The sequence below is a fragment of the Mesorhizobium sp. B2-6-2 genome (assembly GCF_006440615.1).
In the GTDB taxonomy this organism is placed as follows: domain Bacteria; phylum Pseudomonadota; class Alphaproteobacteria; order Rhizobiales; family Rhizobiaceae; genus Mesorhizobium.
Genome location: NZ_VFUG01000007.1, coordinates 176,863 through 190,985 on the forward strand (window position 1 = coordinate 176,863; position 14,123 = coordinate 190,985).

The 14,123-nt window shown below is 57.8% G+C and carries 17 protein-coding genes and 1 pseudogene; 6 read left to right on the forward strand and 12 right to left on the reverse strand.

The annotated features are described in order from the left end of the window. Positions 1-39 precede the first annotated feature (39 nt). A complete protein-coding gene (locus tag FJ419_RS16765) occupies positions 40-708 on the forward strand; it encodes a DUF4145 domain-containing protein (protein WP_140695435.1) in 669 nt (222 codons plus the stop codon). 102 nt (positions 709-810) lie between these two features. Further along, positions 811-1,113, forward strand: a complete 303-nt coding sequence (locus FJ419_RS31180) for a hypothetical protein (RefSeq protein ID WP_246679230.1) — start codon at positions 811-813, stop codon at positions 1,111-1,113. A 9-nt stretch (positions 1,114-1,122) separates the two neighbouring features. On the opposite strand, the gene FJ419_RS16775 is transcribed toward FJ419_RS31180, so the two are convergent. The 8 genes from FJ419_RS16775 to FJ419_RS16810 all read right to left on the reverse strand — a co-directional run bounded on the left by FJ419_RS16775 (position 1,123) and on the right by FJ419_RS16810 (position 5,729). Further along, entirely contained in the window at positions 1,123-1,386 is a 264-nt protein-coding gene (locus tag FJ419_RS16775) for a hypothetical protein (RefSeq protein WP_140695463.1), read from the reverse strand. A gap of 7 nt (positions 1,387-1,393) precedes the next feature. Next, a complete protein-coding gene (locus FJ419_RS16780) occupies positions 1,394-1,603 on the reverse strand; it encodes a hypothetical protein (protein ID WP_140695478.1) in 210 nt (69 codons plus the stop codon). 11 nt (positions 1,604-1,614) lie between these two features. Next, on the reverse strand, positions 1,615-1,806 hold the full coding sequence (locus FJ419_RS16785) for a hypothetical protein (protein WP_140695491.1): 192 nt from the start codon (positions 1,804-1,806) through the stop codon (positions 1,615-1,617). An 11-nt stretch (positions 1,807-1,817) separates the two neighbouring features. Continuing rightward, positions 1,818-2,264, reverse strand: coding sequence for a hypothetical protein (locus tag FJ419_RS30785; protein WP_181170723.1), 447 nt, complete (start codon positions 2,262-2,264; stop codon positions 1,818-1,820). Positions 2,265-2,936: 672 nt separating this feature from the next. After that, on the reverse strand, positions 2,937-3,641 hold the full coding sequence (locus FJ419_RS16795; RefSeq protein ID WP_140695501.1) for an SOS response-associated peptidase: 705 nt from the start codon (positions 3,639-3,641) through the stop codon (positions 2,937-2,939). A gap of 40 nt (positions 3,642-3,681) precedes the next feature. After that, positions 3,682-4,131, reverse strand: coding sequence for a hypothetical protein (locus tag FJ419_RS16800; RefSeq protein ID WP_140695504.1), 450 nt, complete (start codon positions 4,129-4,131; stop codon positions 3,682-3,684). A gap of 2 nt (positions 4,132-4,133) precedes the next feature. Beyond that, a complete protein-coding gene (locus tag FJ419_RS16805; protein ID WP_210241666.1) occupies positions 4,134-4,514 on the reverse strand; it encodes a KTSC domain-containing protein in 381 nt (126 codons plus the stop codon). A 45-nt stretch (positions 4,515-4,559) separates the two neighbouring features. Further along, positions 4,560-5,729 (reverse strand): SH3 domain-containing protein, encoded by a 1,170-nt coding sequence (locus tag FJ419_RS16810; protein ID WP_140541041.1) that lies wholly within the window; start codon positions 5,727-5,729, stop codon positions 4,560-4,562. Between the two features lie 517 nt (positions 5,730-6,246). On the opposite strand from FJ419_RS16810, the gene FJ419_RS16815 reads away from it, so the two are divergent. After that, positions 6,247-7,023 (forward strand): hypothetical protein, encoded by a 777-nt coding sequence (locus tag FJ419_RS16815; protein WP_140541040.1) that lies wholly within the window; start codon positions 6,247-6,249, stop codon positions 7,021-7,023. Between the two features lie 504 nt (positions 7,024-7,527). Here the strand turns inward: FJ419_RS16815 and FJ419_RS16820 are convergent. The 4 genes from FJ419_RS16820 to FJ419_RS16835 all read right to left on the reverse strand — a co-directional run bounded on the left by FJ419_RS16820 (position 7,528) and on the right by FJ419_RS16835 (position 10,188). Continuing rightward, positions 7,528-7,713 (reverse strand): hypothetical protein, encoded by a 186-nt coding sequence (locus FJ419_RS16820; RefSeq protein ID WP_140695507.1) that lies wholly within the window; start codon positions 7,711-7,713, stop codon positions 7,528-7,530. A gap of 681 nt (positions 7,714-8,394) precedes the next feature. Continuing rightward, positions 8,395-8,634 (reverse strand): hypothetical protein, encoded by a 240-nt coding sequence (locus tag FJ419_RS16825; RefSeq protein ID WP_140695510.1) that lies wholly within the window; start codon positions 8,632-8,634, stop codon positions 8,395-8,397. A 15-nt stretch (positions 8,635-8,649) separates the two neighbouring features. Then, a complete protein-coding gene (locus FJ419_RS16830; RefSeq protein ID WP_140695513.1) occupies positions 8,650-9,387 on the reverse strand; it encodes a Crp/Fnr family transcriptional regulator in 738 nt (245 codons plus the stop codon). 495 nt (positions 9,388-9,882) lie between these two features. Further along, on the reverse strand, positions 9,883-10,188 hold the full coding sequence (locus FJ419_RS16835) for a hypothetical protein (protein WP_140695516.1): 306 nt from the start codon (positions 10,186-10,188) through the stop codon (positions 9,883-9,885). Between the two features lie 109 nt (positions 10,189-10,297). Here FJ419_RS16835 and FJ419_RS16840 point away from each other — a divergent pair. The 3 genes and pseudogenes from FJ419_RS16840 to FJ419_RS16855 form a co-directional block, all read left to right on the forward strand. Next, a pseudogene (locus tag FJ419_RS16840) lies at positions 10,298-10,678 on the forward strand (recombinase family protein); the annotation flags it as partial. 1,274 nt (positions 10,679-11,952) lie between these two features. Next, entirely contained in the window at positions 11,953-12,174 is a 222-nt protein-coding gene (locus tag FJ419_RS30790) for an RNA-binding protein (protein WP_181170724.1), read from the forward strand. Between the two features lie 265 nt (positions 12,175-12,439). Continuing rightward, the gene (locus FJ419_RS16855) at positions 12,440-13,687 is read left to right on the forward strand and encodes a diguanylate cyclase (RefSeq protein WP_140695770.1); all 1,248 of its coding nucleotides are present in this window, start codon (positions 12,440-12,442) and stop codon (positions 13,685-13,687) included. Positions 13,688-14,123 lie beyond the last annotated feature (436 nt).

Consider the following 14,123-nt stretch of genomic DNA (forward strand, 5'->3'; position numbering starts at 1 on the left):
AGGACGACAACTAGGGGCCTATGGAGAGGAGGCGAGTCCATGCCGTTAGTGTTTGATCGGCAGTTGCGGGACGTTGACCGGTGCCCGCAATGCAACGTGGCAAAGCCAAGTCTGTCTCTCGTGTGGGCATGTGATCCGATACCAACCGAGACGAAATCAATTCATCAGCGCTGGGGCATCTTTCAATGCTCGAACTGTCAAAGAATGATAATGGCGGAGGGAATACCGCTCCCACTCAACGGGGGCAATGCCCGAAAAGAGCACAACTTCGTTAAGCGGCTCTATCCCGATGTCAAGGCGGTAGACAAGAGCCTTCCTGAGGACGCCCAACGGTATCTAAAACAGGCAATTGATACCCTCTTTGCCCCAGATGCTAGCACCGTCATGGCAGCGTCGGCTGTCGATGCGATGTTAAGAGCAAAGGGATTTCGTGATGGCAGCCTTTATGGGCGAATCGACAAGGCAGTCCAAGAGCACGTTCTCACGGAGGGGATGGGCCGATGGGCGCACAAGGTTCGACTTGGAGCCAATGCCGTAAGGCATGCGGACGACGCGACCCTGCCGCCCACGGCTGACGAGGCCGCCCAGGTGGTGCAGTTTGCTAGTGCACTAGGCGACTTTCTATTCGTCTTTACCGCTCGCGTGGAGCAGGGGGTGAGTGAAGCGGAAAGTCAATCTGAAATAGATCAGCCAGCCGCGACCTCCTAGACTCACAGCCGCAATGTACGCATCCTCCTCGGGGAGCGGGCGATGGGCAAGGTAGTTCATCCCAACTGGACAAGGCGGCGACGGCCCCTGTGGCGCTCGCTTATGGCTGCTCGCCTTCCCATAGCCCTAGTGCTGCTAGCGGTTACCACGGGCGCTTACTTTGTGGTTGGCGAAGAGGCGCGACTTCCAACTGTCCACTCAGCCAGCTCATCGTCTAGCCAGACTGCTTTCCACAAGCCCGGCTGCGACATCAAGGGCAACATCAACGAGTGGGGCGAGCGCATCTACCATATGCCCGGCCAAGCTTACTATTCGGCCACCCGCATAAATTCTGCTCGGGGGGAGCGGTGGTTCTGCTCGCAGTGGGAGGCTTGGTGGGCCGGCTGGCGCAAGGCGAAGGTGTGAAGGACCGCCTCACTCCATGTCCGGCACGTCGCCGCCCACGAACAGCGTCTTCGGCTCCCCATACTCGCCCACGGCGGGGTTGGCCTCGCGCGACCACGCAACGACGCCGGCATGCTTTCCGGCTAGCACCTTGGCGGTCCTTATAGCCCGCTCCTCGCTCTGCTGCTCTGCCGGCCCGTAGACGGCCTGGAGGTTGCCCTCTTCGTCTCGGTCGAAGGCGGTGACCACGATGAGCTTCGGCGTTTGCCGCTGCGGGAGAATGCTCTCGCTCATGGCGGCCTCATGCCACCGTGGGGTGCGTCTCGTCAAAGTTGATGGAGACAAGCCCCGGATACCGGTGAGCGATGGCGAGTATTTGGGTCTCAAGCTCGCAGTTGTAGGCCATAAGTGCGTCCAAGGCATCCACCGGGCTCTCATATTTGGCAATGAGCTTTTGGGCCTCAGAGTGCAGCTCGGCCTTGGTGGCGGGGTCCAGATTGTAGGTTCCCATAGTTTCGCTCCTCATCCCACAAGCCGGCGAGAACGCGTAGACGATCCAGGGGCGGCATCGAGCTTTTCCCGAAGGTGGCCGTTAAGCACGATCATCTCCTTGAGGGCCTTCATCACGTCGCCCTGGTGGGTGGCAACAAACTTGTCTGCGATGGCTTGGAGGGCAGCCTCCTGGCGGCCGTCGAGCCTGACAATGTGGTCCATTTCATTGACTCCTAATCGCCCATACCAACATCGAACAAAAAGGGAACGAAAATGTCAATATGGGTGAATTGACTCTTTGAGGAATAGCTTCCTATCGGTTGGCCATGCCGGAGCCCAGCAGCCGAACCCGCCGCGTCGTTCAGACGCTCAGCCGTGCCCACGACATCGGGCAGCTGATCCGCGTCCGTTGCATCAACTGCAACATCACGCGCCACTATCTGCCGGGGGACCTCCTCAAGCTCGTGGGGGACCTTCCGTTCTGGGATGTCGAAAGGCACTTGCGGTGTGAGCGATGCAAGCGGCGGGAGTTTGATGTGGACATCCTGCTCCCCAGCGCTGCCCAGGTTGTGAAGATACGCGTGAGGCGGCTTGTCGGGGTCCGTATGGTTCGGCGCGTGATCTGGGAAGACGACTAGCGCACCTGAATTTTCAACACGGGCCGGTCCTTCCTTCGGCAATTGAGGGCTCCACGGTCACGTTTTCGATGGAGGACATCGGCACCGGCAAATCACCACCGAAGTTCTGTCGAACCCCGCCCCCGTAATGGCAACCGTCGCGAGCGAGCGAAGGGGTTTCGGTATGCAGGTCGGCCCCGTTTTGTCCGAGAAACTTGATGGTCACGTATTGCGATCCCTTCCACGAGCCACCGCTTCCCGTATAGAGCCACGTGGCCGTCCAACGGCCATTGGGGTGCGCGGCATCTGGAGGAATTAGTGAAACGTGGATGTCCCACATGTGACCGGACTTGCCGTCACCTTGCCTAGTATCCCGTTCAGCAAAATCAAAAACCCGTGGCTGCGGGGGCACGGGAGTGGGCGGAGCTGGGGGTTGGCGGACTAGGGGTTGGAGCTGGAGGGCTTGGGCTTGGAGTTGGAGGGGTTGGGTTTGGCACAGAAGCTGGGCTGTGCTGCACAAGATAAATAACCGCAACAACTCCTAGCACACAAAGAACCAATCCGGTGCCACCACTGGCTTCAGCACCAAAGATTTTTACCTTTGCGTCGCCACGATTAACGCCATTCGAGATCAGGACGGCACCTAACAGAACAATAGCTGTAGCTACCAACAGTGCAAGATACCACCCGATCATGGTTCGCTCCCCCCAATACTACAAAACGAAAGCACCGCGGCTATAGCAGCGATAACTGAGATTTGCGACTTAACTGAACTTTGATCTGTGTGGCCGGCTTCTCGACGATCACCAAGGCATCGTCTGGGGCCGTCCGTTGCATGTGTCGCGCTTCGGACCATGGGGCCGTCAACCAGGTTTCCACCTCCTCCCGCGTGGTGAGGATCACGGGCATGGCCTTCTCATGGATCGGCGCAATCAGGGCGTTGGGCTTGGTCGTGAGGAAGCCGTAAAGCTCGAAGTCGCCCGGCCCATCCTTGACCCTGCGGACACCCCGCCAGCGCGTCCATATGCCCGCGAAGAAGAACAGCGGCCGGTCCTCGCCCCGTGCAAACCAGTAGTTCCGCTGTATGCCCGTCTCCGGGTCCTTATCGTTGGGCGTAGGGCTCGGCTCCGCGAAGCTCGTGACGGGCACCACACAGCGGTTCTGCACGCCAACGTATTGCTGCCAGTGCCCATACTGCGGATTGCGAATGTTGGTGGTGCCATAGTGCGCCTTGCCCTTCACCCGCTCTGCCGGCGTAGGCATACCCCAGAGCAGCTTGGCAAGCTCACGCTGGCCATCGGAAGCATTGCGGACCACAGCGCCGGGCATGTTGGGGTAGACATCCAGCGACGGCTCAAGGTTGCCCATGATGTCCCGCATGGCGCGGGTCCACTCGCGGATGGCGTCTTGGGTGGTGGTGATGTTGTAGAGGTTGCACATGTGGGCGAATGTGCACTAGCGCCGGAACTTTGGGCAAGCCTTACATGTGGCAGCCCTTGGAACTGAGCCAAGGCAGAAGATCGCCGTACGCCCATATTAGCGTTCCAATAGCAGCTAGGAGTGGGAGGAGAAATAGCGGGTTCCAAATGTGGATTCGCTCCACCTCCCCGCCACTCAACAACCCTGTTTTAGGCTCATGCCACTCCCGCACCGCATACAAGGCCGCAGCGGTAAAAGTTATGATCCCACCAACCCGGGCGAAATTGACTCCGCACTCGGAACCAACCGCCCAGATGAAATGCACCACCGCAACCAGGATGCTAATTGCCAATGCCAACCTCGGAGCCAAATAGTTCACAGCCTTTCTTCGCATCCAGGGATCGGCCCGGGCCGAATGTCGCAGAACGCGCCACGAGAGCTGTAACGTGAATATCTCGTCGTGCTTGATGCCTAAATATTCAATTGGTTTTTCGGGCTTGTCGTTGGCCATTTTCAGAATTCCGGCACCGGCTTGTCCCGGCAGCCAAACTTGCCGCCAGTCCCCGAGTCCTTGATGCTCGAATCGTAGAAGCGCCCCTTGGACTCTGCGGCGAACAGTGCGTCCACCGTGCCCTGGTCAATCTCGCAGTAGTGATACCAAGTCTGCTTGAGGCGGATGAGCATGTAGGAGTACTCGGGGTTGTAGCAGACGCGCTTGAGCACGCTGCTATCTAGCTCCCCAGTGCATTGGAACTTGGCGAGGTGCACCGGCCCGCGATACTTCACATCAACCGTCTCGGCGTGCAGCAACCCCGAGGCGGCCAGCAGCGCGACCCCAGCGATTGCTGCGCGGGACTTCATGCCCGCAAAGGGTGCGAGGAGGCGATGGAACATTCCACACGCCGCTCTCATGGATGACTCCTGACGATTGGCGGCCGCCTACTGGCAGCATACCTTGCGAACATAGGTGTTTCCGAAAGTCGAATAGGAGTCACTAGGGATCGCGCCCCGCGCTTTCATCTCGCCGACCAAGGTGCTCGCCATGGGCTCGTCGTAGGTATTGTCGAGCGTTATCGCGAACCACCCGTTGGTAGCCAGATAGGCGGAGACTGGTATGGACGACGTTCGGACATAGGCCTCGGCCTCGGCGTAGTTGTCGAAGCTCTTGACCTGTATGTGGCGTCGTCCGAAAGGCCCGCTGTCGTATTGATCGACATGGACCCAGGTGTCGTGCATGTAGCCGACCTGGTTCCCGGCCTGGACTCGATACCACCGGCCGCTACTGCCCAGGATCGCCACCGGGCTGCCATTTCGCAGCACCGCGACATTAGTGGACTTTCCCTCCGGGAGCGCCTTAAGCGGCGCAGAGCCCCTCGGGTGCCCTATCCGGCCAGAATGAGCCTCAGGAACCACCAGCGAGGGATTAGCTGGAGGCGGTGGTGTGGTGATTGGGGTCGGCGGTGGGGGCTGAGATGGCGGCATCGAGGATGGCGGCGCATTTGCAACTGTGGCTTGGCCCGCGCCTGGGGTGAAAGTGACCACCTTGTACTTCGCCATCTCGCTCATGGAGAGATACCGGATGTCGTTGCTATCGTATTGCAGGGAGAGCTGGAGCAGCGCGGGGTCCACACCCATTTCGATCATGTAGGTGATGACGTCGGCCGTGATTTGCTGGACAGCGGAGACCGCCTCTTGCGTGGTGAAGGGAACGTCGCCCTGAAACGATGACTTGTGGACGCCTATCGAGCCCGCCTCGGCAAAACGTATCACGCCGCCAAGGAAGGCCAACGAGCAAGCTGACTCGCACTCAGAGGCTCTAAACTGTGCGGTCGCCAGGCCCAGCCGTCTAATGAGCCGACCCAGGTCCATAGCTTTCTGGATGTTGCCGCCGGGGGAATGAAACGTAACCGCCGTCGAGGCGCTGGAATGCACCAGTGCCTCAAAGACCGACAAGTCGTCCTGATAGGCAAAATCCCCTGATACCAAAATGTAGCGGAGCCCGCCGTCAGTCTGTCCCGCCTGGAACTGTAACCCAGCATGGGCGGACGAAGCAGCTAGCAGAGTCGATACGCTGCACAACACAACTAGGATCGAGAAAACGCGAAACATGGCCCCAAGCACCCCTGATCGAAGTCTAGCGTTGGCGAGCCGAAGTTGTCGAATCCTTGTTGCGAAAATTATGAATTTCGGCGTGGACTCTATTGTCAGAGGAGGACGAATCGATGGGCGAAGCAAAGCAGCGAAAAACATTCTCCCAGCGGATCAGAGGACCAGCCGTTCTGCATATTCTGCGGCGGAAGCACGCCAAGTGAGACGGTGGAGCACTACCCGCCTCGCAGCATCTTCGATGGCAAGCATCGGCCCAAAGGCATGGAGTTCGGGGCATGCAAGGAGTGCAACGAGGCGTCGCGCGAGGCCGATCTGGTGGCGGCCACCCTTAGCCGCATGATGCCGAACCCAAAGACTTCGACCGGGCGGGAGGAGATGTTGCGATAGTCCTCCCTCCCGCCCGTCTCGTGATCCGCGCCCCGTTTCCGCAGCTCCGCATCTGTTATTGTGTCTTACTTGGAAATACAGCGCGCCATCGTTATCTTACAGTGGGTGCTGCCATGGGTGGGGATGTCTGATGGACGAGTTCCAAGAGTTTCTTGATGAGTATGACGATCTCGCTCAGCGTCTGATCGGATCGCGGTATCAGGAGTTTCCGGCTGTCGCGCAGCGGTTCCTGCAATTGTTGCAACGCGCCCCAGAGCCATCAGCATCGAGGCTCACATGGCTTCGCGGCCTGATGCCTATCGAGCGCGTCGAGGCAGAGGTTCTCAAGGAACCAACCGGAATGGTTGGGTCCGGGCGAATGGTCTGGCCAAAGGACTTCGAACAAGCTCTGAGCGGACAGCTGAATCTTTTAGCGTCATTTACCGGCGACGAGAACGCGGCTTGGCAGTTCGCTCACAACTATTTCTATAGCCGCTCCAACAACATCAATGACACTCTCCACGAGATGACGGAGCACCTTTACGACCCGATGATCCGGGATCTGCGGCGCTACCTTCAGCGAAATAAGGACAAGCCGATCGACGTAACTCAAGTGCCGGCATCTGACCGGATTGTGCATCTCGATCACAACAAGCCCGAATACACAGCCACGCTCGAAGCGATAGAAGCCGCTCATGACGCTGCGCTGGCTTCCAACGAAATAGATCCAGACGACCGCGACCGAGTGAAGTTCGAACTTGATGCGGGCATTCTGCTGATTAAGGCTTCGTCCGTTCGGCTGGCCGCGATCGAGGCGGTGCTTATTCACGCTCTGAAGTGGCTCGTTGCTGGCTTCGCGGGCAATGCGCTAGCCCATGTGGCTGAGCAAGCACTGCAGGCCGTTCTTAAACTCTTAGCTATCAGCTAACCGGGCTGACAGTTCGCCAGCAGGCCTTCGAAGTCGTCCAGGCATCTGCGTTGGCATTCTCGCGCAGCTCGTCCGTCGCCTGCTGCCTCTTGGTTTGGCGATACGCGGCACCGATCGTTCCAAGAAACCCTCCTGCAACTGTTTTAGTGTGAAATTAGTCTTTCACACTGAAGTGTCACTCTTGACAGTAGCTCTTTAGGTACGATGGATGGCTGCTTGCCGTCATCCATCATTGGTTGGCTCGTCGATGCGGACCGAAATATTGTCCTAGTGCGTCAATCTGTGGGACGGCTAAAGACCGCTGCGCAGCGGAGTCTGGGTGCCAAGGGAGGTAGTTGTTGGCAGCCATTGCCGGAAGCCTCACCACTAAGAGAGGTGTGGGTTTGGTTCGGTTTTGACTGCCACCTTGGCCCCCGCAACGCTTCTTCTAGGGGATTGGCGACGAAGTGGCTTTGCGCTGAATCAATTTTTTGATGGTGAGATAGGAACTCCGTCGCCAGCGCGTCAATCCTCGACAGGTGGTCCGGCGAACTCAGCCCCTGCCCCAGCCTGAATGAGCTTCGCCTCTCGCATACGGGAGTTCCAGTTCCAGCCGATCAGGAGGGCAAGTTCGTGCGCTTGCGTCTCCGTGATGCCGGTCTCCTGAACGAGCTTTTGGACGAGCGGTATCGTCTGGTTTTCGTCTGACATGGCTGGATCTCTCTACCCCCCAGCGGCCGTAACTTCCGAATTTGGGATTCGGTTCCATAAAAGTTGAGGTAAAGAAAAAAGCTCGACAGGAGGCTGCCGGGCTTAGAGCCTGGGCATTTGCAGCGACGGGAACTAAACGCAGGGGCGTTGGGGTGCCGCTGCAACGGGTATGATTTGGTCATATCGGCAAGATCGCGTCAGTCCGCATGGGAGGAAATGCAGTGGCGCAATCCAGCCTCTACGAACTTGCGTCATCTGTTTCCTCGTCCCGCCGATCCAGCGCCGCTAACAAGTCAGTGAAAGATGTCGGCAGAGTCGGTCCGACGTCCAAGCTTAGCTGCTCGCGCAAATTTCGACGGTAGTCTTCCGAAGTGATCAACTGCCGGAAAGCTTGGGCAGACTCGTTAAGGATGGACATTGAGCAGGGCATCCAATCGGGGCCCTAAGATAGGAACTCGCCCGTAAGGGAATCGTTCCGAGACCGCCGGTGAGAACCAGAGGGTTCCTGGGTGCGCATCTATTCGTGCATGTCGAAGGCGACGAACCGGCCCAACAATATCGTCTCATACATTACGCATTCGGTGAGTTGGCAATCGCTCTCGGTGAGATCGGGATCGAGTTCGCACGGCACGTGAGCTGAACAGGCGGGGTGACCGCGATCAGTCCCGAAATCCCTAGCCTTCATTGAGCGCTCGGTTGCGCATGCAGAGATAGGCTCAACCTTGCCAGCTTTTCTCCATGCTCGTTGCGGATTTCGATGAACAACTCCTGGCCATTGAGGTCCTTAAGGAATTCTCTCGTCAGGTCTACCAGACCTTCTATAGCCTGATGACGCGCGCTCCCGATCCCATCGCATTCGATGCCTACCTCATCCTTGAGGACAACGTCGCGATCACCGCTATCAAAGAAGTATCTCGCCATCGCACCAGCTCGCCATCAGAATGTTATTGCGGTCCTTTGATGCAAGTAGGTGGCGTCAAAATCTCCGGCTCGGACGAGCCCGGCCCAATCAACAGCATGAAATCGGGTGCCCTCGGTAAATATCAGCCCATTGCGTCGTAGCTCCTGAAGCACTCGGTTCACGTGGACGGTTGACAGGCCCAACGCGTCGGCAAGGGCCGCCTGCGTGACCGGGAGATTGGCTACATGATCTTTGATAACCCCCATCGAGTGAAGGCGAACGATCAGTTCGCACAATATGTGAGCCATACGAGTATAGGCGTCGCGCCTTCCAACGTTGGTAACCCATTCTCGGTATATTGCTGCGTCGATCAGCGTCGAGCGCCAAAATATAGCGGCTATGGAGGCATGTCGGTCGCAGATGGCTCGCATGGCATCATGCCGCATGAAGCCCAGACTGGCGCGCGCGAGCGATGAAAAGGTGCAGTCCAGAACCGAGAGATGCATACCGTGCAGATCGGGAATATCTCCCGGAACAAAGAAGGACGTGATCTGCCGTTTGCCGTCGCCGGTAAGCTTGGTGGATCCCACCAAGCCCTCCAAGACCACAAATGAATGGGTGGGTCGCTCGCCCTCGCGTACAATATCCTCGTTTGCACGACACTCCCTCTTTGAAAGCGGAATGCCTTCTAAAATAGCTATATCTGACTGGGTCAGATCGGAGATGTTCTGAAGCTTACGGATCAAAACGTTCGGGGAAAGGACATGTGCCAAGTTGGGTGACCGGGTTGAGTTGCGTACCGAACCGGGATCAGGCGCTAATGTTCCATTTTGGCGGGCGGCTTTGCTGCCAAGCGCGAGCTTGGCGAGATGTCCTACGAGCGCAGTCTGGGCGGCCTCGGCTTGTTGGTGATGGCTTTGGCCTCTCGGACGAGCGAAGACCAATTCGTGCCGAGTAGTGAGACCACCTCTCGCGCTTGTTGCCTCGGTAATGCCGGTTTCTTCCAGAAGCCTCTGCACGAGGTCGCGGCCCGAGGTATCGGCTTAAGCGTGGCTCCAGGAGGCGTGACCCCAAACCGGGTTCAACGATACCTTTTGATATTCGTTACGCTCTATGCCGTTGATTTTTAAAGGGTGCTTGCTGCGCACAATTCCAAGCGCCTGATTGGCTTTTGTTAAGCGGGCGACCAGATGAAACTGTTTTTCTTTGCCCCCGATGTCTACCTAGGGTGCCGCTCAAGGCCGATTGGACAGCGGGGCTGAACGACGTCAGTAAATTCCCACCGCAATGATCAGGATGATACCGATAACCGCCAAGGCCATGACCGTGATCATTGCGGCTTCAAATAGGTCGCCGCCTTTTCTTACGTGGTTTGTCATGCTCCGACCCGCGCGTCCGCCCAATCCTCTTTCTAAGCTGAGTGCTAAGCCGAAATCAGTTCCTGCGGAATTACAATTGTTAGCAGTAGCTAAAAACGATTCGAAGCGGCCTGAGGTGTTGAAGCCGGTGCCGTTAGAGAGACGAGCAGCGAGGACCGGAACAAGCCCGCCTCGGATCGGGCAGGCCTCGTTCATGTGCAGATGCAAGGAGCTACACGCGAGTATTAATCGCCGAAGAGGTCACTTGACACTGACTATTTGCGACAGGGTAGCGTCGAGCCTTTCGACCTTGAGGTGACAGGCTATGGCTCGGATTGGTTACGCTCGCGTCAGCACGGTTGATCAGGACCTCGAAACGCAACTCGCCAAGCTAAAAGCTGAAGGGTGCGAGGTCATTCGGTCAGAGAAGGTGTCGGGCGGCAGCGGCGACGGCCGCGCCGAACTGGCAACCGTTCTAGAGTTCCTCCGCCCAGGAGATGAATTGATGGTGACGCGCCTAGACCGGCTTGGCCGCGACACGCGTGACGTCCTCAACCTGATTTACGAATGCGAGCAGAAGGGCGCGTTCGTGACCGTGCTAGACCCGCACGTGTCAACGCGGGTAGAAATGGGTCATGTCGTGCTTACCGTGCTTGGTATGGTCGCTCAGATGGAGCGTCGGTTCATCAAAGAACGACAGCGCGAGTAGGCCAAACGTGACGGCGTCTACAAGGGTGGGACGCCGCGGCTGGATAGAAGCCGTGTGCAGGGATACCGCCTCATTCCGTCGCACCACGTTGCCCGGCCCTAGTGCTGATCTCGTCAACGAAGGCAGTTTCGGCCTCACCGGGAATTACGCACTGAATCCGGAGCTGCATCAGCTCGCTGCCGGTGATATCCCGGATTGTGCACACCACATCGCGGCCCTTTCCACCTTTTACCAGCCTGCGAGCTACCTCGAAGGCCCTCTCCTTGGCTTCCAAGAAGCCAGGAGGTAGGTCCCTCGCGCATCGTGGTAGACATCGTCGCGGGGGGACAGATCAAAGAAAAATCTGGACATGTCGCCGCGGGTGACTGGCGGGCATTCGTGATCTGACGATGAACGGACGGAGGGAAATTCAGTAAATCCCTGGGACAATGACGAGTATGATTGCGATCGCCGCCAGGGTCATGACCGAGACCATGGCGAGCTCAAACGGGCCGACGCCATTTCTCACGAAATTCATGGTGCCTCCCCGCATGCCACTATGTTTTTTGCATCGTGGTTTGCCTGCATGGACAGAATGGATTTGATCCTGCTCCAACCTCCTCTCGGCCGGAACAGGAACTTCGCGGCATTAGATCGGAAAAAAACCAATGAGACTATCATAGGTAATCGCGTGCCGTGCCTGACGTAGCGTAAACGCCGGATCAACGAGCTTTTTTGGGAGCGGGCGTCATGCTGTATCCAGGTCGGTTTTTGGAGGCGAGCGAAATCGAGATGCTAGCTCGAGTTCTTCGGGCGATCTGCGCTGAGCGCGGCATTTTATCCGCCTCTGAACAAGGGGAACGCTTAGCTTCCCATTTGCTCAAGCTTTTTATGAACGGCTTGACTGGGGAGCACGAGTTGCTTGACGCCGAGAGGAACCGGGCTCGACGGCACTACGAGCCGCTCCAGCGGCTTTCTGGCGGTCACGCGTGGACGAGGGAGGCCGCGTGAAATCGAGGTGGGTCATTCAACCCGCTGGGTCTTAGCGCAACGCTGAAAGGCTCAGTACGCCACGAGATCGATGCCGCGGTCGCTAGAGCCGCGGGGCGCAACAAGCCAAGTGCACTCGGGTCCAGATTTGGAGCGGTTCCGATAGGCGGCAGAAGGGCCACATATTGCCGTCCTGCGATCCCATTGCTCGTTATGCGATTACTATCGCCCAATTCAGGGTTGGCACTGAGCGCCATCATCTACGGTTCGGTTTTGCTCAGGTGCGGGGGGACAGAAGCGCAATGGCCTTCAAAAAATACAGGGGGATATACACGCCTTCGGATATCGACCTTCTTCAGAGGGTGTTCGACCGATTGTGCAGCGAGCGACGTCTGGCCCTCAAAGATGAGGAGCAGAGGGATTACCTTGCCTGCGAGGTCATCGCAGCTTTCGATAGTGGAGTCGCCGACGAAACAGAATTGTGGAGATCGCTTTCAAGGCTCCGTGTTGCCAAGAACGCTTAGTGCCGGGTCTGTCCATATCTCGTGGCAAGGGATTAAATGTGCCGGTGATCTGACGCTTGTCGCGTCGCCAACCTTGCGAACGTCGAAGACGTCCCGAGTTCCAAATCGGCAATTCGCGTAATTCCAGCAGGATGCCCCCATTCTTTTTTTGGAATGCACCAAATCTTCAGGATAGTTTGACAGGCTCGCGCCTTGCGAAACCCCGTAAGGGGATCGAGTGGATGGTCAGGAGAAAGCGCAAGGCCTATCGACTGTGTCAGACCTCATGCGCCTCGATGTGCAGGATGATCCTGCCTTAAGTCCCGAAGTTGACCGGCTTCTGGTGCGCCGAACGCGCGATATCCGCCTCACAGGTGAGATCAAGCGTCTGTTTCGCGCACGAGTCTGGTCGCAAACGGCGAAGATCATCCGCGCCTGGATGATCTGGGTGGCGGTGTTGGATATGCTAACGCTGGCCTTCAATATGCTGATGCTCCCAACCGCAATCGCGCAATCTATGCTCCTGCCTGGAGCTATTATCCCGCCCGTCGTCATCGCAGTGGTGCTCGTATGGCGGAAACCGCGCCCTTCCTGGCTCGAAGGGGCTTCGCTGATTATAGGCATGTTCCTGATTTTGTTGTCGGTGGCCTTGGTCGGCGTAGCCGCTGGCGGCGAGTTCTATGAACGGCAATTGAACGTCATGCTGTTCGTGGCCATTACAGCCATTATCATCTTCGGCATCCCGCTGGCCTGGACGGTGACGATTGCCGCGCTGGCGCTCGGACTGTATCTCGTGTTTCAGGTGCAGAATCCGGCTATCGAGCACGGGAGCGCCGTCGCCGGAACGCTGTTCTTCGCCAGCGGTATCTTCGCGACGGTTGCAGCCCGTCGCATCATGACAATTCTCGCTCAGAAGACTTTCCTGTTTGAGCTGCGCGACCAGCGCAGGGTCGCCGAATTGGCTAAGGCGAACCACCGGCTGGAATTGCTGGCGAAGACCGATCCGCTCACGGGCATCGCCAACCGGCGCTGGATGACTGAAACGCTTGACCATCTGTGGGGAAATGACAAACGCTGCCTCGACGGCGCGGCGATGCTGATGTGCGACATTGATCGCTTCAAGAAACTGAACGATCACCTCGGCCATTCCGAGGGTGATCGCTGTCTGGTGGAGGTCGCCAATATTATTCAGGAGAACGTCAGGCGCGACTGCGATCTTGTGGCCCGCTACGGTGGCGAAGAGTTCCTGGTGCTCCTGCCCGGGGTAAGTGAGGAAGAGGCCGTCTCTGTGGCTGAGCGCGTTCGTAAGAGCGTTGAAGCTGCCGCTTTGCCCAACCCCGGATCCCGCGTCTCGCGCAGCGTTACTCTCAGCATTGGAGTTGCAGTTCAGACTGCTGACGAGGCCATTTCACCGGAACAGCTACAGCGTCAAGCGGACGCCGCACTCTATTTGGCCAAGCAAACCGGCCGGAACCGGGTGCTGCTCCACAGACCCGACCCAGCGGTGCACAAACGTATCCGCTCGACGCGGTGAGGCCTCGAGTGGGGTCCGCAGCGCGAGGTTCCGGAATATCTTGGCTTCGATCTACGGCGATTGAACGTAGCGTCTTCACCACATGCAGCCGCGGATCGCTGACGATGGAGCACATGAAAGCCCCGTTCGGGTTCGGACAAACGCAGGCTTGAGGACGCTTGATCTCCGCCGTTGAGCCGCTGGGGTTTGGTTCGTCACCATAGCTCGCCGGAGATCAGACCTATGAACCTTCCCGGCCATGCGCCGAGCCACATGGAAGTACGACAAAGACATTAAAATCCGAAGCATATTCGTAGCCGGTAAGAAACCATATCCTGCGGCTCCTCCTCCTGTGGGGAAACCCTCCGTACCTTAGCGCGTACTAATTTGAATACAGGCAAATGGCTTGTTGCAAGTTCGCAAAGCAACCACAGGAGAGCGTTATGGCCAGAATCTT